The sequence below is a fragment of the Methylobacillus draconifructus genome (assembly GCF_045984355.1).
Taxonomy (GTDB): domain Bacteria; phylum Pseudomonadota; class Gammaproteobacteria; order Burkholderiales; family Methylophilaceae; genus Methylobacillus; species Methylobacillus flagellatus_A.
Map to the genome: position 1 here is coordinate 411,086 of NZ_JBJQII010000003.1, position 18,071 is coordinate 429,156.

The 18,071-nt window shown below is 57.8% G+C and carries 18 protein-coding genes; 8 read left to right on the forward strand and 10 right to left on the reverse strand.

Annotation, left to right across the window (positions count from 1 at the left end):
* Window position 1: 1 nt before the first annotated feature.
* Window positions 2-1,106 (reverse strand): peptide chain release factor 2 gene (gene prfB / locus ACJSDX_RS08425; protein WP_407994319.1). Its coding sequence is split into 2 segments (ribosomal slippage): window positions 2-1,024 and window positions 1,026-1,106, totalling 1,104 coding nucleotides; the frame shifts between segments, so codons are not numbered across the junction.
* 159 nt (window positions 1,107-1,265) lie between these two features.
* Here prfB and ACJSDX_RS08430 point away from each other — a divergent pair.
* The 5 genes from ACJSDX_RS08430 (at window position 1,266) to pstB (ending at window position 6,090) form a co-directional block, all read left to right on the forward strand.
* On the forward strand, window positions 1,266-2,138 hold the full coding sequence (locus ACJSDX_RS08430) for a trypsin-like serine protease (protein ID WP_407994320.1): 873 nt from the start codon (window positions 1,266-1,268) through the stop codon (window positions 2,136-2,138).
* Window positions 2,139-2,255: 117 nt separating this feature from the next.
* Entirely contained in the window at window positions 2,256-3,278 is a 1,023-nt protein-coding gene (locus tag ACJSDX_RS08435; RefSeq protein ID WP_309564740.1) for a PstS family phosphate ABC transporter substrate-binding protein, read from the forward strand.
* A 94-nt stretch (window positions 3,279-3,372) separates the two neighbouring features.
* Window positions 3,373-4,314 carry a phosphate ABC transporter permease subunit PstC gene (gene pstC, locus ACJSDX_RS08440; RefSeq protein WP_309564739.1) on the forward strand — a complete coding sequence of 314 codons (942 nt, stop codon included), beginning with the start codon at window positions 3,373-3,375 and terminating at the stop codon, window positions 4,312-4,314.
* A gap of 2 nt (window positions 4,315-4,316) precedes the next feature.
* Window positions 4,317-5,255 carry a phosphate ABC transporter permease PstA gene (pstA, locus tag ACJSDX_RS08445; protein WP_309564738.1) on the forward strand — a complete coding sequence of 313 codons (939 nt, stop codon included), beginning with the start codon at window positions 4,317-4,319 and terminating at the stop codon, window positions 5,253-5,255.
* 55 nt (window positions 5,256-5,310) lie between these two features.
* The gene (pstB, locus tag ACJSDX_RS08450; RefSeq protein ID WP_407994321.1) at window positions 5,311-6,090 is read left to right on the forward strand and encodes a phosphate ABC transporter ATP-binding protein PstB; all 780 of its coding nucleotides are present in this window, start codon (window positions 5,311-5,313) and stop codon (window positions 6,088-6,090) included.
* Window positions 6,091-6,136: 46 nt separating this feature from the next.
* Here pstB and ACJSDX_RS08455 read toward each other — a convergent pair whose 3' ends face one another.
* Both ACJSDX_RS08455 and ACJSDX_RS08460 read right to left on the reverse strand, forming a co-directional pair.
* Window positions 6,137-7,390, reverse strand: coding sequence for a D-amino acid dehydrogenase (locus ACJSDX_RS08455; RefSeq protein WP_407994322.1), 1,254 nt, complete (start codon window positions 7,388-7,390; stop codon window positions 6,137-6,139).
* A gap of 189 nt (window positions 7,391-7,579) precedes the next feature.
* Entirely contained in the window at window positions 7,580-8,785 is a 1,206-nt protein-coding gene (locus ACJSDX_RS08460) for a glycosyltransferase (RefSeq protein WP_407994323.1), read from the reverse strand.
* Window positions 8,786-8,893: 108 nt separating this feature from the next.
* Here ACJSDX_RS08460 and ACJSDX_RS08465 point away from each other — a divergent pair, with 108 nt between their 5' ends.
* Entirely contained in the window at window positions 8,894-9,595 is a 702-nt protein-coding gene (locus ACJSDX_RS08465; RefSeq protein WP_407994324.1) for a PA4824 family protein, read from the forward strand.
* Between the two features lie 19 nt (window positions 9,596-9,614).
* Here the strand turns inward: ACJSDX_RS08465 and ACJSDX_RS08470 are convergent, their stop codons facing one another.
* Window positions 9,615-9,983 carry a diacylglycerol kinase gene (locus ACJSDX_RS08470; protein WP_407994325.1) on the reverse strand — a complete coding sequence of 123 codons (369 nt, stop codon included), beginning with the start codon at window positions 9,981-9,983 and terminating at the stop codon, window positions 9,615-9,617.
* Window positions 9,984-10,113: 130 nt separating this feature from the next.
* On the opposite strand from ACJSDX_RS08470, the gene ACJSDX_RS08475 reads away from it, so the two are divergent.
* Window positions 10,114-10,947 carry a zinc dependent phospholipase C family protein gene (locus ACJSDX_RS08475; RefSeq protein ID WP_407994326.1) on the forward strand — a complete coding sequence of 278 codons (834 nt, stop codon included), beginning with the start codon at window positions 10,114-10,116 and terminating at the stop codon, window positions 10,945-10,947.
* A 628-nt stretch (window positions 10,948-11,575) separates the two neighbouring features.
* On the opposite strand, the gene ACJSDX_RS08480 is transcribed toward ACJSDX_RS08475, so the two are convergent.
* The 5 genes from ACJSDX_RS08480 to rlmE all read right to left on the reverse strand — a co-directional run bounded on the left by ACJSDX_RS08480 (window position 11,576) and on the right by rlmE (window position 17,211).
* Window positions 11,576-12,115, reverse strand: a complete 540-nt coding sequence (locus ACJSDX_RS08480; protein ID WP_407994327.1) for a phosphatase PAP2 family protein — start codon at window positions 12,113-12,115, stop codon at window positions 11,576-11,578.
* Between the two features lie 184 nt (window positions 12,116-12,299).
* A complete protein-coding gene (gene glmM / locus ACJSDX_RS08485) occupies window positions 12,300-13,661 on the reverse strand; it encodes a phosphoglucosamine mutase (protein ID WP_407994328.1) in 1,362 nt (453 codons plus the stop codon).
* Window positions 13,662-13,696: 35 nt separating this feature from the next.
* The gene (folP, locus tag ACJSDX_RS08490) at window positions 13,697-14,536 is read right to left on the reverse strand and encodes a dihydropteroate synthase (protein ID WP_407994329.1); all 840 of its coding nucleotides are present in this window, start codon (window positions 14,534-14,536) and stop codon (window positions 13,697-13,699) included.
* A gap of 86 nt (window positions 14,537-14,622) precedes the next feature.
* Window positions 14,623-16,515, reverse strand: coding sequence for an ATP-dependent zinc metalloprotease FtsH (gene ftsH / locus ACJSDX_RS08495; protein WP_309564728.1), 1,893 nt, complete (start codon window positions 16,513-16,515; stop codon window positions 14,623-14,625).
* Window positions 16,516-16,587: 72 nt separating this feature from the next.
* A complete protein-coding gene (rlmE, locus tag ACJSDX_RS08500; protein WP_407994330.1) occupies window positions 16,588-17,211 on the reverse strand; it encodes a 23S rRNA (uridine(2552)-2'-O)-methyltransferase RlmE in 624 nt (207 codons plus the stop codon).
* 33 nt (window positions 17,212-17,244) lie between these two features.
* On the opposite strand from rlmE, the gene ACJSDX_RS08505 reads away from it, so the two are divergent.
* A complete protein-coding gene (locus tag ACJSDX_RS08505; RefSeq protein ID WP_407994387.1) occupies window positions 17,245-17,541 on the forward strand; it encodes a YhbY family RNA-binding protein in 297 nt (98 codons plus the stop codon).
* A 64-nt stretch (window positions 17,542-17,605) separates the two neighbouring features.
* Here ACJSDX_RS08505 and ACJSDX_RS08510 read toward each other — a convergent pair whose 3' ends face one another.
* Complete coding sequence (locus ACJSDX_RS08510) at window positions 17,606-18,061, reverse strand: DUF4149 domain-containing protein (protein ID WP_407994331.1); 456 nt, start codon at window positions 18,059-18,061, stop codon at window positions 17,606-17,608.
* Window positions 18,062-18,071 lie beyond the last annotated feature (10 nt).

Sequence of the window (18,071 nt, forward strand, 5' to 3'; positions counted from 1 at the left end):
CTTACACTCCCTGCTTCAAACTTTCAGAAATAAACGGATCCAGGTCGCCGTCCAGCACCCCCTGGGTATTGCCGACCTCGACATTGGTGCGCAAATCCTTGATGCGCGACTGGTCGAGCACGTAGGAACGGATCTGGTGCCCCCAACCGATATCGGTCTTGGCGTCTTCCATCGCCTGTTTCTCTTCGTTGCGCTTGCGCAGCTCCAGCGCGTACAGCTGCGCCTTCAGCATGTTCATCGCCTCGTCCTTGTTGCGGTGTTGCGAACGGTCGTTCTGGCACTGCACGACGGTATTGGTCGGCAAGTGGGTGATACGCACCGCGGAGTCGGTCTTGTTGATGTGCTGGCCACCCGCGCCGGAGGCGCGGTAGGTGTCGATACGCAGGTCGGCCGGGTTGATCTCCACTACAATGGAATCGTCCACCTCGGGGTAGACGAACACGCTGGCGAACGAGGTATGGCGGCGATTGCCGGAATCGAACGGCGACTTGCGCACCAGGCGGTGCACACCGCTCTCGGTGCGCAGGAAGCCATAGGCATAGTCGCCGGAGATTTTCAGCGAGGCGCTCTTGATGCCGGCCACGTCGCCCTCGGACTCTTCCAATACCTCGACCTTGAAGCCCTTGTTCTCGCAATAGCGCAAATACATGCGCAACAGCATGGAGGCCCAGTCCTGCGCCTCGGTGCCGCCCGAGCCGGCCTGGATGTCGAGGAAGCAATTGTTCGGGTCCATCGGGTGGGCGAACATGCGGCGGAACTCCATTTCCGCGACGATCTTTTCCAGCGCCTGCGTATCGGCGTCTATGCTGCGCAGGGTATCGTCGTCGTTTTCCTCGCGCGCCATCTCGAACAGCTCGCGGCTGTCGCGGACGCCGTTATCGACGTCGGTCAGCGACTTGACGACGAACTCCAGCTCGCGGCGCTCCTTGCCCAGCTTCTGCGAGCGCTCGTTGTCGTTCCAGATGTTGGGGTCTTCTAAAAGCTGTGAAACCTCTTCCAGGCGTTGCTGCTTGATTTCGAAGTCAAAGATACCCCCGTAGGGCTTGGTGACGCTCCGCAAGGTCATCCAGGCGGTTGGCGATGAGATTAAGTTGTTCCGCTTCCATGCAATGTCCGAACTGACTGAATTCAAAGCGCGTAATTATACATTAATGCCCAGACGGCCGCTGTTTGCTGTGCAGAATACCCATGCCCGCAGTCATGTATTCTCCCGCCCGGGTTTTATCTAGAATCCAACGTATCCCTTCTTTTAATTAGGATGCACCATGCGTATACCCCATCCCGCGTACCTCATGCTCATCGGCAGCCTGGCCTTCGCCCAGCCGGCGCTGGCGCTGGTTGGCAGTGCCCCTACCACCGGCTTTGGCCTGGTAGGGCAAATTGTGGGCGGCGCCGACGGCGTGCTGGTGGCGCCCAATTGGGTGTTGACTGCCGGGCATGCGGCCACGACCGGCAAGGTGTTTTCTTCGGGGTACGGCGACGCCGTGATCGATGATAAATTCGTGCTTCCCAATTACCAGTTCCCCGGCAACGACCTGGCGCTCCTGCACCTGGCCACGCCGATTGTCGCCGACAGCTATGCGGCGCTGAACCTGGCCTATATCGAGGATGTCGAGCCATATGGCACGGTGACGTTGGCCAATGCGGGCGGGAACGGCGATGGACGCTATGTGGAAACCACGCTGACCGACAATATTGCACGCGTCGGAAATTACAACGTGCACTGGATCATCACCGACAGCACGCCCAGCGGCAGCGCGATCGTGCAAGGCGGGGATAGCGGCAGCGGGTTATTCCTGGGCGCATACGATGAAGATGATCTGATCCTGGGCGGCATCGCCTCCGCCATCTGCCGTACCAACAAGTCTTGCTACGTCCAGCCATCGGCCTATCACGACTGGCTGGATATCACCATGCTGCTTTACACTCCTACCGATCCCGACGAGGCAATCCACCAGAAATTGAACTGGGTGGGTACGCCTTCCGGCTCCAGCACATTGCCGGCCCTCGCTGTGGCCCAGGTCAGCGCCGTTCCCGAACCTGCCTCCTATATACTGCTGATACTTGGCATTGCGCTGCTCGCCTGCCCGCTCGCGGAAGCCAGGCGCGCTCACCGCAAGGCAGGCTCGGCAGCATGACATTTTGCCTATTTGTCACAAATATGAAATATTTACGCTTTATATTTGCCGGGTTGTCATCGGGGCATAATTGATATTGAGGCTCCAGGCAACACTTGACCAATCTACGGAGCCTATATGCAATCCCAATTTGTTCCAAGCCAGTTACTGAAGGCAGCAGGTGTTGCTGCCCTCGTTGCCGCTGTATTCTCCATGCCCCATGCAGAAGCAGCGCCAGCAAAAAACGACATTATCCGCATCGACGGCTCCAGCACCGTTTACCCAATCACTGAAGCGGTGGCCGAAGAATTCCAGAAGGCCAAGCGCATCAAGGTGACCGTCGGCATTTCCGGCACAGGCGGCGGCTTCAAGAAATTCTGCCGCGGCGAAACCGACATCTCCGAGGCTTCACGTCCTATCCTGACCAAGGAAATCGAAGCCTGTAAGGCAGCCGGCATCGAATTCATCGAACTGCCGGTGGCTTATGACGCCCTGACCGTGGTGGTTAACCCGAAAAACGCATTCATTAAGAGCTTCACCGTCGAAGAACTGAAGAAACTCTGGGAGCCTGAAGCGCAAGGCAAGATCAAGACCTGGAAGCAAGTCAACCCAAGCTGGCCCGACACTCCAGTGAAGCTGTTCGGCGCCGGTTCCGATTCCGGTACGTTCGATTACTTCACCGAGGCGATTGTCGGCAAGGCCAAGTCCAGCCGCGGCGACTTCACCGCCTCCGAGGACGATAACGTCCTGGTGCAGGGCGTTGCCAGCGATGTCGCCGCCACCGGCTATTTCGGCTTCGCCTATTATGAAGAGAACAGCAAGCGCGTGAAGGCCGTGCCTATCGTGGCCAAGGCTGGCGCGCCTGCGGTGCTGCCATCCCGCGAAACCGTGATGAACGGTACGTACCAACCGTTGTCACGCCCGCTCTTTATCTACGTCAGCGCAACGGCCGCAAAAAACAATCCCAACGTCAAAGCGTTCATCGATTTCTACCTGGCGAACAGCAAGGAGCTAGTCGAGGAAGTGAAATATGTCGCCTTGCCTGCGCATGAATACGCTGCGGTCAACGAGCATTGGAAGGCACAGAAAGTCGGCACCGGCTTTGGCGGCGAGCCTGAAGTGGGCGTCAAGATCACTGATCTGCTGAAGCGTATCAAGTAATACTTACGATGCCGGAAAGCCGGATATTTTCAGGCTTCCCGGCATCGCCCGCATAACTGCATTCCGTTACAATGCACGGATTATCAATGTGATCATGGTCTCTCAAGTGTTACAAAAACCCGCCGAACTCCCCATCAGTGCCCGCTTGGCCAAGAATGTGCGCCGTCACCTCCTGGAGCGGGTCATTGAATTCATCCTGATGCTGGCGGCGCTTTCCGCCGTCGCCACCACGATTTCGATCGTCGTGATTCTGCTGTATGAATCCTTCACTTTCTTTGAGCATGTATCATTGTGGGACTTCCTGACCGATACGGAATGGACGCCCCTGTTCGAGAACGCGCATTACGGCATCCTGCCCTTGGTGTCCGGCACCCTGACCACCTCGGCCATCGCATTGGCCGTGGCGATTCCCCTGGGTACCATAGGCGCGATCTACCTCTCGGAATTCGCTTCGCACCGTACCCGTGAAATCGTCAAGCCCATCCTGGAATTGCTGGTCGGCGTGCCGACCGTGGTGTTCGGCTATTTTGCCCTGCTGTTCGTCACGCCTCTGCTGCAAAAAATCTTCCCGGAACTGCCTGGCTTCAACATGCTCGGGCCAGGTATCGTCATGGGCATCATGATCATTCCCTATATCAGCTCCATGGCGGAAGACGCCATGCGCGCCGTGCCAATGAGCATGCGCGAGGGCTCCTACGCCATGGGAGCGACCCGCTTCCAGACCGCCATCCGCGTGGTGACGCCTGCCGCCATCTCCGGCATCATCGCAGCCTACATCCTGGGTATTTCCCGTGCCGTAGGTGAAACCATGGTGGTAGCGCTCGCCGCTGGCCAGCAACCCAACTTGACCTTCAACCCGATGGAAAGCGCGGCCACAATTACCGCCTACATCGTGCAAGTCGCCATGGGCGACCTGCCGCACGGCAGCATCGGTTACCAAAGTATTTTTGCTGCCGGCCTGGTGCTGATGCTGATGACGCTCACATTCAACATTATCGGCCACCTCACCCGCAAGAGATTCCGCGAGGTATATTAATCATGACGACACAAGCATCCGTACTGGAAAACCTCGCCGAAGTGCGGACCATGATCCGCAAGCACAAACGCAACGACTTCATTTTCTCCATCGTTGGCTTGCTGGCATTGATGATAGGCCTGCTTACCCTGCTCACCCTGTTCATCGACTTGGTGGCAGACGGCTATCCCCGCTTCAACCTTGACTTCCTGACCAACTATCCATCCCGCCGTGCAGCCAGTGCCGGCTTGCTATCGGCCTGGGTGGGCTCCCTGCTGGTCATGCTGGTGACATTCTTCTCTGCCGTTCCCATGGGAGTGGCTGCCGGTATTTACTTGGAAGAATACGCCCCCAAGAACTGGTTCTCCGATCTGATCGAGATCAACGTCACCAATCTGGCTGGCGTACCTTCGATCGTCTATGGCCTGCTGGCACTCGGCCTGTTCGTCTATGGCCTGGGCTTTGGCGAAAGCATCCTGACCGCGGGCCTGACCCTTGGCTTGCTCATCCTGCCTATCGTCATCGTGACCACGCGCGAATCCATCCGCGGCATCCCGGTTTCCATCCGCGAAGCGGCCTATGCCGTAGGGGCAACCAAATGGCAGGTGGTTTTCCACCATGTGCTGCATTACTCCTCCGGCGGCATCCTGACCGGCATCATCATCGGCATGGCGCGTGCGCTGGGCGAAACCGCGCCTATCATCACGATCGGCGCATTGACCTTTATCGCCTTCCTGCCGCCATCTCCAGTCAGCGATGTGGCGCCGTTCATCAATTTTGAATGGCTGCAATCCGGCTTCACCGTGTTGCCTATCCAGATGTTCAACTGGCTGTCGCGCCCCGACCATGCCTTCCACATCAACGCTGCGGCTACCGGCGCCTTGATCATCGTCGTGACCTTGCTCATGAACGGCACGGCGATCTGGCTGCGCTACCGCATCCGCAAGAACATCAAGTGGTAAGCCAACTAGAACAGCATATAAAACAGAACGAATTCAGAATCAGGATATTGACATCATGGTAACAACAACTAGCCCGGTAAAAGCCGAATCACGTGACCTTAACTTCTACTACAGCAGCGGTCACAAGGCGCTCAAGGGCATCACCATGCCGCTGTACGAAAAGCGCATCACGGCCCTGATCGGCCCATCCGGCTGCGGCAAGTCCACATTCCTGCGCTGCTTCAACCGCATGCACGACCTCTACCCCGGCAATAAGTACGACGGACAGATCGTCATGCACCCGGACAACACCAACATCCTCGACAATGGCGTCGACCCGATCGAAGTGCGCATGCGCATCAGCATGGTGTTCCAGAAGCCCAACCCGTTTCCCAAGTCCATTTACGAAAACGTCGCCTACGGTTTGCGCGTACGCGGCGAGCGCAGCAAGCGCGTGGTGGACGACAAGGTAGAAGAAGCGCTCAAGGGCGCTGCCCTCTGGGACGAAGTGAAAAACCGCCTGCACGACCTGGCCTTCAACCTCTCAGGCGGCCAGCAACAGCGCCTCTGTATCGCCCGCGCATTGGCGACCGATCCCGAGATCATGCTGTTCGACGAACCGACCTCGGCGCTGGACCCGATCGCCACCGCCAACATCGAAGAGCTGATGTCCGAACTGCGCAACAAGCTCACCATCCTGGTAGTGACACACAACATGCAGCAGGCCGCGCGCGTTTCCGACTACACGGCCTATATGTATCTGGGTGAGCTGATCGAGTATGACGACACCGACAAGATCTTCACCAACCCCAGCCGCAAGGAAACCGAAGACTACATTACCGGCAAGTTCGGCTAATCGAGTTTTCAGGCAATGTCAGAAAAGCCGGATTGCTCCGGCTTTTTTATTTTGCATATCGATCCAGCCCCAGGTCGTCATGCTGGATATCCGCTTCCTTACCCGAGATGATATCGGCAAGCAGTTTCCCTGATCCGCAAGCCATGGTCCAGCCCAGCGTGCCATGACCGGTATTCAAGTAGAGGTTTGGCAAGGGCGTGCCTCCGACAATGGGGGTGCCGTCGGGGGTCATGGGGCGCAGGCCGGTCCAGAAATTAGTCTGGCTCAGGTCGGCGGCACCGGGGAACAGGTCGTCGACGATCAGTTTCAACGTGCCTTCCCGTCTTGGACTGAGGCGGTGGTCGAACCCGACCAATTCGGCCATGCCGCCCACGCGGATACGATTGTCGAAGCGCGTCACGGCGGTCTTGTAGGTTTCATCCAACACTGTCGAAACAGGCGCTGAGGCCTCGTCAATAATGGGAATGGTGATTGAGTAGCCTTTGACTGGATAAACGGGCAAGTCGAGCACGCCCTTGAGAAAACTGGTCGAGTAGGCCGCCAAGGCGACAATATAGGCATCCGCCTGCAATCGCTCACCATTCACCACCACGCCCTGGACACTGCCAGATTCAATATCGAGACGGGTGATGTCCTGTCCGTAGCGGAACTGTACGCCCCTGGCCGCGGCCATTTCCGCCAGGCGGGTCGTGAACAGGTGGCAATCCCCGGTTTCATCATGCGGCAGCCACAAGCCGCCCGTCAGCTTCTGATTAACACGTTCAAGGGCAGGCTCTGCCTTAGACAGCAATGATCTCGGCAGCAACTCGAAAGGTACATGGGCAAAGCGCAATACTTCGATGTCCCGCACTGCGGCATCCAGCTGCTCCTGGGTACGGAACAGTTGCAGGGTACCACCCTGCCTGCCCTCATATTCGATGCCGGTATCGGCACGCAGCCGATCCAGGCAATCGCGGCTGTATTCGGCCAGGCGCACCATGCGCGCCTTGTTCTGCTCGTAACGCGCGGCCGTGCAATTCTGCAGCAGTTGCCACATCCACCGCAGCTGCTGCCAGGTACCGTCCGGCTTGATAAATAATGGCGCATGGCGGCGCAGCATCCATTTGAGCGCCTTGAGGGGAACGCCGGGCGCTGCCCAGGGGCTGGAATAGCCGGGAGAAACCTGCCCGGCATTGGCGTAGCTGGTTTCAAGCGCAGGACCGGGCTGCCGGTCCAGCACGATGACTTCATGCCCGGCCTCGGCAAGATACCAGGCAGTCGTCACTCCGATCACGCCGCTGCCCAGGACGATCACTCTCACATTGCCTCCTCACCATGCCAGATAAGGCTAGCTTAGCATCAAGCCGGCATCTTGGGCGAAGCAGAGCCTACCGCTTAGAGCCATGAACAAAATCCTTCTGGCATTGTTGCTCTGCCTTGCCGTACTCCATATACTACCTTCGACAGAGCGCCTAGCCAGAATCGTTTCACTGAGTTTTGTCAGCCGCTCTTAGCCGCCCCGGGCTTTGAGGTTGTTGTCCATGTTCATTGCATGGAATGCGCTGCGGCTTTGCACGCGCTGGTAAAACTGCAGCATGCGCTCGGCCTGCAAGCGTGCGGTCCAGCGCTTTACCGCATATTGCCGGGCTGCCTGGCCCAGCTTGGCGCGCTTGCCTGGGTTGGCAAACAGGCTGAACACCTTGGAGGCAAAAATACGCTCATCCTCAGGGGCGATCATCGCGCCCTCCCCTTCTATCAGGATGGACTTGGTGCCCAGCTCCGCCAGTGCCACGACGGGTACGCCTTGTGCCATCGCCTCCAGCAGCACCAGTCCTTGCGTCTCGGTCTTGGAGGCGAACACGAAGACATCCGCCGCCTTGTAGCAGGCATTCAGTTCGGTGTTGCGGTCCAGGTAGCCGATGAACTTGATGTTGTCGCCCAGCGCCAGCTCGGCGCTCAAGGCCTGCAAGTGTTTTTGCGCCGGCCCTTCACCGGCAACGACAAGCAGCATGTCGGGCTGCTGGCGCCGCAGCTCATTGGCCATGCGCAGCAGGAAATCGATATTCTTTTCGTGCGCGACGCGACCCACGAACAAGGCCACCGGCCGCTGACGCGAGATGCCGTAACGGTCGCGAAAAACCTCACCGTCGGCTTCTTCAAAGCTTTTTTCCTGCAAGCCGGTGGGAATCACTTCCGCGCTGGTTTTGACGCCATAACTGCGCAATGCGTCCAGCATGGGCTGCGATGGCGCAATTATTGCGTTGACTGCATTGCACTGCCGCCGCGAGGTATTGATCGCGATCCTGCGGGCCATGGACCTGGGTATCCATGGCAGGTAGTGGTGCATATAGTCTTCAAAGAAGGTGTGATAGGTTTCCAGGCAGGGAATGTCCAGCAGCCTTGAGAGCTTGATGCCGAGATAATGCGCCACGAACGGGGTATGGATATGCACGACATCGTAATTCTCTTCGCGCAGCTCCGGCAGCAACTTGAGTACGACACCGTAGCGCATCAACCTGTCCTCGGGGTCGAAATAGATATTGCGTGCAGGGATACGCTTGATCCAAGCCTCATCTTCCGTTGCGACGCCATAATCCGGGGCGATCAGGTGCACCTCGTGACCCAAGGCCTGCATCTGGCTGACAAAAGTGCGAATCGAGGTGGATACACCGTTGACCCGGGGGAAGTACACATCAGAGATGAATAATATCTTCAAGCGGTTATGCTCCAGTATTGAGAACACATGGCAGTGAAGATACCGGAGGATTGTGACGCTTCCATGAATTGCCATGCACCCGTCACATTTTTTGACTAGACTTGCGCCATGAAGCATCTTTTCTGCGTATTCGTATCGCTTGCCATATTAGCGGCCCCGCCCGCCATGGCTGCACGCCCCATGGTCACGGACGATGCGCGTGTTGTCGATCCGCAAAGCTGCCAGCTCGAATCATGGGCAAAGCGCAACCGTGACAGTACGGAATATTGGGCGTTGCCCGGATGCAGCCCGGCGGAGAACCTGGAACTGACGCTCGGGGGGGCCATGACGCGTGAAGACAGCGCCTCGCAGAATACCGACCTGATGATGCAGGCGAAAGCATTGTTCAAGCCGCTGGAAACCAACAGCTACGGCTACGGGCTGGTCATAGGTTATGCCCGGCACCCCAGGCTGAACAACAATTCCAGCATGGTGGGCAATACCTATGCCTATATCCCGGTCAGCGCCTCATTCTTCAGCGACAAATTGATCCTGCACGCCAACCTGGGCGCATTGCACGACAAGGAAAAAAGCCGGACCGACATGACCTGGGGATTCGGTTCGGAAATCCCGCTGGCAGGCAAACTGGACCTGATTGCGGAAACCTATGGCGACCATCGCTCGCGTCCCTATTACCAGGCAGGCCTGCGCTATTGGCTGGCGCAGGACCGGGTGCAGATCGACACCACCTACGGCAACCGCATGCACAGCAATACCGACGAGCGCTGGCTCAGCATCGGCTTGCGCCTGCTCTCCGCCCCGCTTTGGTGAGGCGCGGCCAGAAAATACGCTAGCCGAAGATCAACAGGCCCCAGACCACCACCAGGTTGATCAGGGAAATCAATACGGCGGCACTGCCGATATCCTTGGCGCGTTTGGCAAGCTGGTGATTTTCCAGCGAAATCCGGTCTACCGTCGCCTCAACCGCCGAGTTGAGCAATTCGACGATAATCACGAGCAGCACACTGCCTATCATCAAGGCCTTGGCAATCGCATCGCTGCCAAGGTAAATGGCCAAGGGAATCATAATCACCGCCATGAGCACTTCCTGACGGAACGCGTCCTCATTGCGGTAAGCAGCCGCTAGCCCGTCGACAGAGTAGCCAAACGCATTGATCAGGCGGCGCAAACCGGTCTTGCCCTTATACGGACTTTCCATGAGTTCCTCGGAACGGTATGTGGGAGATTAAGCGCGGCAGTATAGCAAATTGCCGGCAGCCCCTGCCATTGTCACGATAACATCACGGATTTGCCACAATCCATTCATCGCCGGCCAGCACATTAGCGGCATGAATACCGGCAAGATATTGACTTCATTGCTGTGGTTCACACCGATCGTGGGCTACAGTGCGGACGCCCAGGCCTGGGGCCTGGTCACCCATGTCTACTTCGCCCACTCGCTGCTCTGGGCCATGCCCTTGCTCGACCCGCGCCTGCAACGCGCCATCAGCCGCTTCCCGCAACTGGTGATGGCGGGAGCGTGCCTGCCGGACCTCGCCATCGTATCGCCGCGCTTCAGCCACAGCCATTACTGGGAAAACGCCCACCAAATGCTGGCCAATGCCAGCGACGATGAGGAAACCGCGATTGCCATCGGCTACGCCAGCCACCTCTACATAGACGTCATCGCGCACAACCACTTCGTTCCCGCCCATGAAGCCATGTGGATGGAAGGCAGCATGATCACGCACATCGGCGCGGAATGGGCCATGGATGCCTACCTGGCCCCTTTGCTGGAGCATACTCCTGCACAACTGCTGCTCAACCATCGGCATACCTTGGGACATTTTATCGCCCCCTACTTCAACTGCAGTCCGGCTGAAGCCACCCGCACCATATCCAGGCTGGGAAAAGCCGACCGTCTGCTGCGCGTATCCCGCCTGCCAGGCATGATCTACCATGGCATGCGTTTAATGGATAAGCGCCTGTTCCGGAATTTCGCCTTCTATATAGCCAGAACCCAGAGCGCCCTCAGCCATATCGGCACCCTATTGCAAGGCGGCAGGCCGCACTGGGAGCCGGAACTCAACCACGTTTCCAGCGAACAGATGCAACGTTGGCGCAAGCGTTGCCTGGCTGACCTCAAGCGCAGGCTCAATAGCCCGATCGAATACTTTTACTGACCTATTCTGCAAGGGCGAGCATAGCGATGCCAAGTAGCTTTGGTTCTCCTCCCGTCTGGCTGCGCCGAGTAGCGCAGCTTTTAATGGAAACAGGACTGGCGTCTGTCTAAGCGTTAGCGAGTTCAGCCAGTCCCCATTAAAGCCGAAACTGCGTTTTCTTTCGTATCTTTACTTTTGGCGAAGCAAAAGAAAGATACTCGCCCGGCGAGGCGAAACCCGTCCTCTCGCCAATCACAATATGGATGAAGACTAAAAACCGTGGAGATCGGTGGGTCTGGGGTTTGAATAATGAGTTAAGCAAACATGGTCTTGCCCCCATCGCAATCCATTGAGCTGTTGCCTTTCGCTTGCCAGCGAGTCCCTTTATTTTGCTTCGCCAAAATAAAGGAACCAAACAAAAGGCGACCCCGGAGTCTACGCCGGGAGCAAGCTCCCGGTCCCCTGCGTTGCTCAATCTGTCTGGGAGCTTGCTGAACTCGCTTCGCTCAGACAGACGCAAGCTCTTTTTCCAGACAGATCTGCGCTACTCGGCGCAGCCAGACGGGGAAACCAAACCCAACGTCAAAAGCAACAGCAATTTGGCATCGCTACGCTCGCCATTGCGATGATGTGAGGAAAATAGAAACAGCTAGACGAATAAGAAAGATACCGAGGCGATCAAGGCGCCAATTGCAGCTCCTGCCAGCACATCGCTCGGATAATGCAACCCCAGCACCACGCGCGACATCGCCACCAATACGGCAAACGGCAGGACCAGCATGCTGAGTTCCGGATAATAGGCCAAGGCGACCATGCTGAATGCGACTGCGTGCAGGGTATGGCCCGAGGGGAAGCTGAACTTGTCGAGCGGTTTTCCCGCCAGCCACACGTCCTGGTGCACTGCATAAGGCCTCGGACGCAGAGTTTTGCCCTTGAGCCATTTGTAGATCAACGTTCCGCTCAGGCCTACGATCATCATATGCAGGCTGGCCGCAATGCCAGCCTCTCCTTGTGTGAGGATCAGGCCCAGCATGATGGCATACCAGAACACGCCATCGCCCAGGCGGCTCACCAAACGGAAACTCCAGCGTACCAAACGGTAATGGCTGCTGCGATTGGCCTTGATGCACAAGGCACTATCCAGCGCACAGATACGTTCAAGATAATTTGTCAGCGGTCGGTTATGCATGGGCGCAGATTGGCACTCCCTCATGACAAAACCGTGTCACTACGCTGAATTTATGATGACAGCCGCTTTGAGAGAGGCTAATAAAACCCAGCAACGTTGGTCCTGGCTAGGCGCTCTGCCGCAGACAGTACAAGGTGTACGGCAAGGCAGAGCAACGATGCCAGGAGAGTTTTGTTCGCGGCTCTTAGTTTCCTGCCGCTTGCCGCACCACAGCGGCAATATTCTCGGCCAAGCTCTGCACCAGGGAGCGGTCCTGCCCTTCGACCATGACGCGAATCTTGGGCTCCGTACCAGAAGCGCGCAGCAAGACGCGACCGCTACCGTTCAATGTCTCCTCGGCAGCTTTCACGGCTGCCTGCAATACATTATTGCCATCCAGGTCAATGCGTTGCGCGACCTTGACGTTGATGAGCACCTGCGGATAGAGCGGCAAGCGCCTGCCCCAATCGGCCAGGCTCAGGCCGGAGGCGCGCAAGGCATGCAGCACCTGCAATGCGGCGATGATGCCATCACCACTGCTGTGCTTGTCCAGGCAGAGAATGTGCCCGGAGTTTTCCCCGCCCAGTTGCCATTCATTGGCATTGAGCAGTTCCAGCACGTAGCGATCCCCGACCTTGGCGCGCTGGAATGGGATGCCTTCCTTGCTCAGCGCATGTTCGAGTGCCAGGTTGGTCATGAGGGTGCCAACCACTCCGCCACCCAACCGGCCACGTTGATGGCGATGGTGGGCGATGATATAGAGCAGCTGGTCGCCATCCAGCAGTTGGCCTTGGCTATCGACCATGACCACGCGGTCGCCATCGCCGTCGAACGCAATGCCCAGATCGGCCTGGTGCTCTACCACGGCCTGCTGCAAGGACTCCGGATGGGTGGAGCCGACGTCCAGGTTGATGTTCAGGCCGTTCGGCTGGGTACCGATGCTGATGACTTCGGCGCCCAACTCGTGGAACACAGGCGGCGCCACATGGTAGGTCGCGCCGTTGGCGCAATCGAGCACGATCTTCAGCCCGCGCAAATCCAGTGCATTCGGGAAGGTGCTCTTGCAGAATTCGATATAGCGGCCTGCGGCGTCGTCAATCCGCTTCACCCGGCCGATCTGTTCCGTCGGGACCAGCTCCATGGGCTGGTCCAATTCGGCCTCGATAGCCAGCTCTACCTCGTCCGGCAACTTGGTGCCTTGCGCCGAGAAAAACTTGATGCCGTTATCATCGAACGGGTTATGCGATGCCGAGATCACAATGCCGGCCTGCGCACGCTGCGCGCGCGTCACATGCGCGATGGCGGGCGTCGGCAAAGGCCCAGTAATACGGACGTTGACGCCACCTGCGCACAGGCCGGAGACCAGTGCCGTCTCGAACATATATCCCGAGATGCGGGTATCCTTGCCGATGATCACCAGCGGCTTGGTGCCGGGCGCCAGGTGGTGGTCCATACGCGTCAACACACGACCGGCCGCATAGCCAAGGCGCATGACGAAATCAGGGGTGATGGGAAACGTCCCCACCTTGCCGCGCACACCATCAGTACCGAAATATTTTCTGCTCATTTTTTATGACTCGTTAGTTTTTTTACCAGCGCCGCTCATGCATTGATGACTGCATCGACTACCTTTAGCGCATCCACCGTGGCCTTCACATCGTGCACCCGCACGATACGGCCGCCCTTCATTGCCGAAATCACCGACGCCGCCAGGCTGGCATGCAGCCTTCGATCGACATCGCTACCGACGATCTGCCCAAGCACGGACTTGCGCGACAAGCCGACCAGCAAGGGGCGGCCCAGCGCCAGGATATCCTGCAGGCCGTTGAGTAGGGCAATATTATGCGCCGTGCGCTTGCCGAAACCGAAGCCCGGGTCGAGCACGATGCGTTCGGCAGGGATGCCCGCCGCTTCGCATGCCTGCAACCTCTGCAGCAGGAATGCCTTTACCTCCTGCACCACGTCCTGATAAACCGGATCCTGCTGCATGGTCTGCGGGGTCCCCTGCATATGCATGACGCAAACCCCGGCATTGCCTTCCGCAGCCGCCTGCAATGCGCCAGGCTCCTGCAAGCCGCGAATGTCGTTGATGATGGCGGCACCGGCTTTCACCGCTTCGCGCATCACTTGCGGCTTGTAGGTGTCAATGGAAAGCGGTACATCGACTTCCCTTGCCAGGCTCTCTATTACGGGAATCACCCGCTCCAGCTCCTCCTCCAGCCCGACTGGCGTCGCATTGGGCCGGGTCGACTCGCCGCCGATGTCGAGAATATCGGCTCCCTCGGCTACCAGTTGTAAGGCATGCGAGACGGCCAGCTCGGTCGAGGCATAGCGCCCGCCGTCTGAAAAGGAATCCGGAGTGACATTGACGATGCCCATGACATGGGGCCGGGTGAGGTCAAGCTGGTACTTGCCGCAAATGAATTGGTTAGAGATTGGCATAGTTCATCAACAGACAGAAACAATAAAGGCCACAAGTCCCGAAGTATTTGCTTTCGAGTCAATGTGGCCTAGAAGCGGGAACTGAATCAGGCTTTTGCAGCAGGCTGCGGCGCTGGCTCTGTGGTCGTGCCGCCGCCATTGTCGCTATCGGCGGCAGGCTTGCTGCTGGATGGCGCTGGCTTGGGCGGACGTGGCGGCTTGCCTTCCATGATGTCCTGGATTTGCTCGGCATCGATGGTTTCCCACTCCAGCAAAGCGGCCGTCATGACTTCCACCTTGTCGCGGTTTTCTTCCAGCAGCTTGCGCGCCACGGCATATTGCTCATCCAGGATACGGCGGATTTCCGCATCCACCTTTTGCTGGGTCGCCTCGGACACGGTCTTGGAAGACATGCTGCCGAAGAACGAATCTTGCTCGCTACCTGCATACACCATGGTACCCAATACATCGGACATGCCGTATTTGGTCACCATGTCGCGTGCGATCTTGGTGGCGCGCTCGAAGTCGTTGGAAGCGCCGGTCGACATCTGGTTCATGAAGATTTCTTCCGCAATGCGGCCGCCGAACAGAATGGAGATTTCCTCCAGCATCTTGTCCTTGTAGTTGCTGATGCGGTCATGCTCCGGCAACTGCCAGGTCAGGCCCAGCGCCCAGCCACGCGGCATGATGGTCACCTTGTGCACAGGGTCGGCGTGCGGCAGCAGGGCTGCAACCACGGCATGGCCGGATTCGTGGTAAGCCGTATTGCGGCGCTCTTCCTCGCGCATGATCATGGACTTGCGTTCTGGGCCCATGAATATCTTGTCCTTGGCATCCTCGAAGTCCTGCATATCCACGGTGCGCTTGTTACGGCGCGCAGCGAACAACGCTGCCTCATTCACCAGGTTGGCCAGGTCGGCGCCCGAGAAGCCGGGCGTGCCGCGCGCGAGGATATCTGCCTTGACGTCGGCATCGATAGGTACCTTGCGCATGTGCACCTTGAGGATTTGCTCACGGCCGCGGATGTCGGGCAGGCCCACCATCACTTGGCGGTCGAAACGGCCGGGACGCAGCAGGGCTTTATCCAACACATCGGCACGGTTGGTCGCAGCGATCACGATCACGCCGGAATTGGCCTCGAAACCGTCCATCTCAACCAACATCTGGTTAAGGGTCTGTTCGCGCTCGTCATTGCCGCCGCCGGTGCCTGCGCCACGGTGACGGCCCACGGCATCGATTTCATCGATAAAGATGATGCAAGGCGAATTCTTCTTGGCCTGCTCGAACATGTCGCGCACGCGCGCCGCGCCCACGCCGACGAACATTTCAACGAAGTCGGAACCGGAAATCGTGAAGAAAGGCACCTTGGCCTCGCCGGCGATGGCCTTGGCAAGCAGGGTCTTACCGGTCCCAGGAGGGCCCACCATCAGCACGCCGCGAGGGATGCGTCCGCCCAGCTTCTGGAACTTGGTCGGGTCGCGCAGGAATTCCACCAGTTCGGAAACTTCTTCCTTGGCTTCGTCGCAACCGGCCACATCCGCGAAAGTGGTGTGGTTGGAGTTTTCATCGAGCTGGCGCGCCTTGCTCTTGCCGAACGAGAACGCACCGCCCTTGCCGCCGCCCTGCATCTGGCGCATGAAGAAAATCCAGACGCCGATCAGGAGCAGCATGGGGAACCATGACACGAAAATGCTCATGAGAATGGAAGGCTCTTCGTCGGGCTTGGCTTCCACCGTCACGTTGTTCTTGAGTAGATCGGACACCAGCCATGGGTCGGAAGGCGCATAGGTATTGAACTTGCGGCCTTCGTTGGTCACGCCGCGCAGCACGCGTCCGTCGATGGTGACTTTGGCGATCCTGCCCTCTTTCACCTCATTGATGAACTGCGAATACACCACCTGGCTCTCGGAAGAACCCTTGGGGCCGAACTGGTTGAAAACCGTCATGAGCACCAGGGCCACAATCAGCCAGATGGCAACGTTCTTTACGATGTTATTCAAAGTCCTGATCCTTATTCATATGGACGTTTACTGCTTTATTCTAAACCTATTTGCACCGTCATGCCCTACAATTCAGGCATTCTTGCGCTTCAGGCCCAGAAGATAAACTTCACTGCTGCGGTCCCGCGACGCCTTAGGTTTGCGCGTCACCACTTTCTCGAAACTTTCTCGCATTGCCAGCACAATCTCGTCGAAGCCGGAGCCGATGAACACTTTGACCAGGAAATTGCCCCCCGGTTTCAACCATTCCCGGCTAAACTCCAGTGCAAGCTCGGTGAGGTAGGCCGCCCTTGCCTGGTCCACGTCGCTGATGCCACTGATATTGGGGGCCATATCGGCAATTACAAGGTCTACCGGCTTTCCGTTCAGGGTTTTTTCAAGGGCCCGCAGGATTTCCTCCTCGCGAAAATCCCCCTGGATGAACTCGACGCCAGGCACCGGCGGCATTTCCAGAATGTCCAGCGCAATCACGCGCCCTTGGCCGGCAAGGCGCTGGACTGCCACTTGCGACCAGCTGCCAGGCGCAGAGCCCAGATCGACGATGGTCATGCCCGGCTTGATCAATTGGTCTTTTTCATCAATTTCGAGCAATTTGTAGGCGGCACGGGCACGGTAGCCGTCACGCTGGGCACGTTTGACGAACTCGTCATTCACATGTTCCTGCAACCAAGCTTTACTGGTAGGTCGGCGTTTCATCTGCTAAACTGCGAGCCTTTTCGAATCAACAAGATAAATCAATTGAATTCCAAACAAATCAGCTTTTTGCGTGGCCTGGGCCACGACCTGCATCCTGTAGTGATGATAGGTAATAACGGCCTGTCGGAACAGGTCTTGAAAGAGATTGAGGTCAGCCTGAAGTCGCACGAGCTGATCAAGATCAAGGTATTCGGCGACGACCGGGCGGCCCGCGTCGCCATGCTGCAGGAAATCTGCGAGAAGACCGGCGCCATTCCCGTGCACCATATCGGCAAGCAATTGATCATCTACCGCCAGGCCGAGCAGCCCAAGATCGCCATTCCGAAATAGAACGAGCCCTTACCTAAGACAAAAGCCGCAACTCATCATCATTGTGAATTGCGGCTTTTCTCCGTTACGGCCTTGCCTTGAATATCAGCACCAGGCCAAGCAGGCTCTGAACCAAGTAGCCCACGCTGGCGATGCCGTGTACCAGGCTGAACTGGTCCGCGAAGTCGCTATGCATTACATCGGCAGGCAATGCCTGCGCCTTCAGATCCGCCATCATGGGCTGTATGACGAACTGTCCGCCGATCGCGATCAGGAGCATGATGACCACAGCCCAGAAAAAGCCTTGCTTGAATGCAAAAACCCCTGAACGCAGCAGGCGGTGCAGCAGCAAGTAGACCGCGCTTGCAAAGCCGATATAGGCCACCAGTTCGAATAAACGTCCCGCAAGATTTCCCGCCAATGGCTTGTCTGCAGCAAGTTGGCTGAACAGGCTGGGCGCCACGACATAGCCGACTATCCACAAGGCTCCTACCCAAAGGGTAATGACGATTAATGCCAACCTGTCAGACCATGCATTCATTCGCCTAGCC

What these genes read in the sequence shown, in the direction of transcription:
- ACJSDX_RS08430 (WP_407994320.1), top strand. Translation starts at nt 1,266, where the DNA reads ATGCGTATACCCCATCCCGCGTACCTCATGCTCATCGGCAGCCTGGCC.
- ACJSDX_RS08435 (WP_309564740.1), top strand. Translation starts at nt 2,256, where the DNA reads ATGCAATCCCAATTTGTTCCAAGCCAGTTACTGAAGGCAGCAGGTGTT.
- pstC (WP_309564739.1), top strand. Translation starts at nt 3,373, where the DNA reads ATGGTCTCTCAAGTGTTACAAAAACCCGCCGAACTCCCCATCAGTGCC.
- pstA (WP_309564738.1), top strand. Translation starts at nt 4,317, where the DNA reads ATGACGACACAAGCATCCGTACTGGAAAACCTCGCCGAAGTGCGGACC.
- pstB (WP_407994321.1), top strand. Translation starts at nt 5,311, where the DNA reads ATGGTAACAACAACTAGCCCGGTAAAAGCCGAATCACGTGACCTTAAC.
- ACJSDX_RS08465 (WP_407994324.1), top strand. Translation starts at nt 8,894, where the DNA reads ATGAAGCATCTTTTCTGCGTATTCGTATCGCTTGCCATATTAGCGGCC.
- ACJSDX_RS08470 (WP_407994325.1), bottom strand. Translation starts at nt 9,983, where the DNA reads ATGGAAAGTCCGTATAAGGGCAAGACCGGTTTGCGCCGCCTGATCAAT.
- ACJSDX_RS08475 (WP_407994326.1), top strand. Translation starts at nt 10,114, where the DNA reads ATGAATACCGGCAAGATATTGACTTCATTGCTGTGGTTCACACCGATC.
- ACJSDX_RS08480 (WP_407994327.1), bottom strand. Translation starts at nt 12,115, where the DNA reads ATGCATAACCGACCGCTGACAAATTATCTTGAACGTATCTGTGCGCTG.
- glmM (WP_407994328.1), bottom strand. Translation starts at nt 13,661, where the DNA reads ATGAGCAGAAAATATTTCGGTACTGATGGTGTGCGCGGCAAGGTGGGG.
- folP (WP_407994329.1), bottom strand. Translation starts at nt 14,536, where the DNA reads ATGCCAATCTCTAACCAATTCATTTGCGGCAAGTACCAGCTTGACCTC.
- rlmE (WP_407994330.1), bottom strand. Translation starts at nt 17,211, where the DNA reads ATGAAACGCCGACCTACCAGTAAAGCTTGGTTGCAGGAACATGTGAAT.
- ACJSDX_RS08510 (WP_407994331.1), bottom strand. Translation starts at nt 18,061, where the DNA reads ATGAATGCATGGTCTGACAGGTTGGCATTAATCGTCATTACCCTTTGG.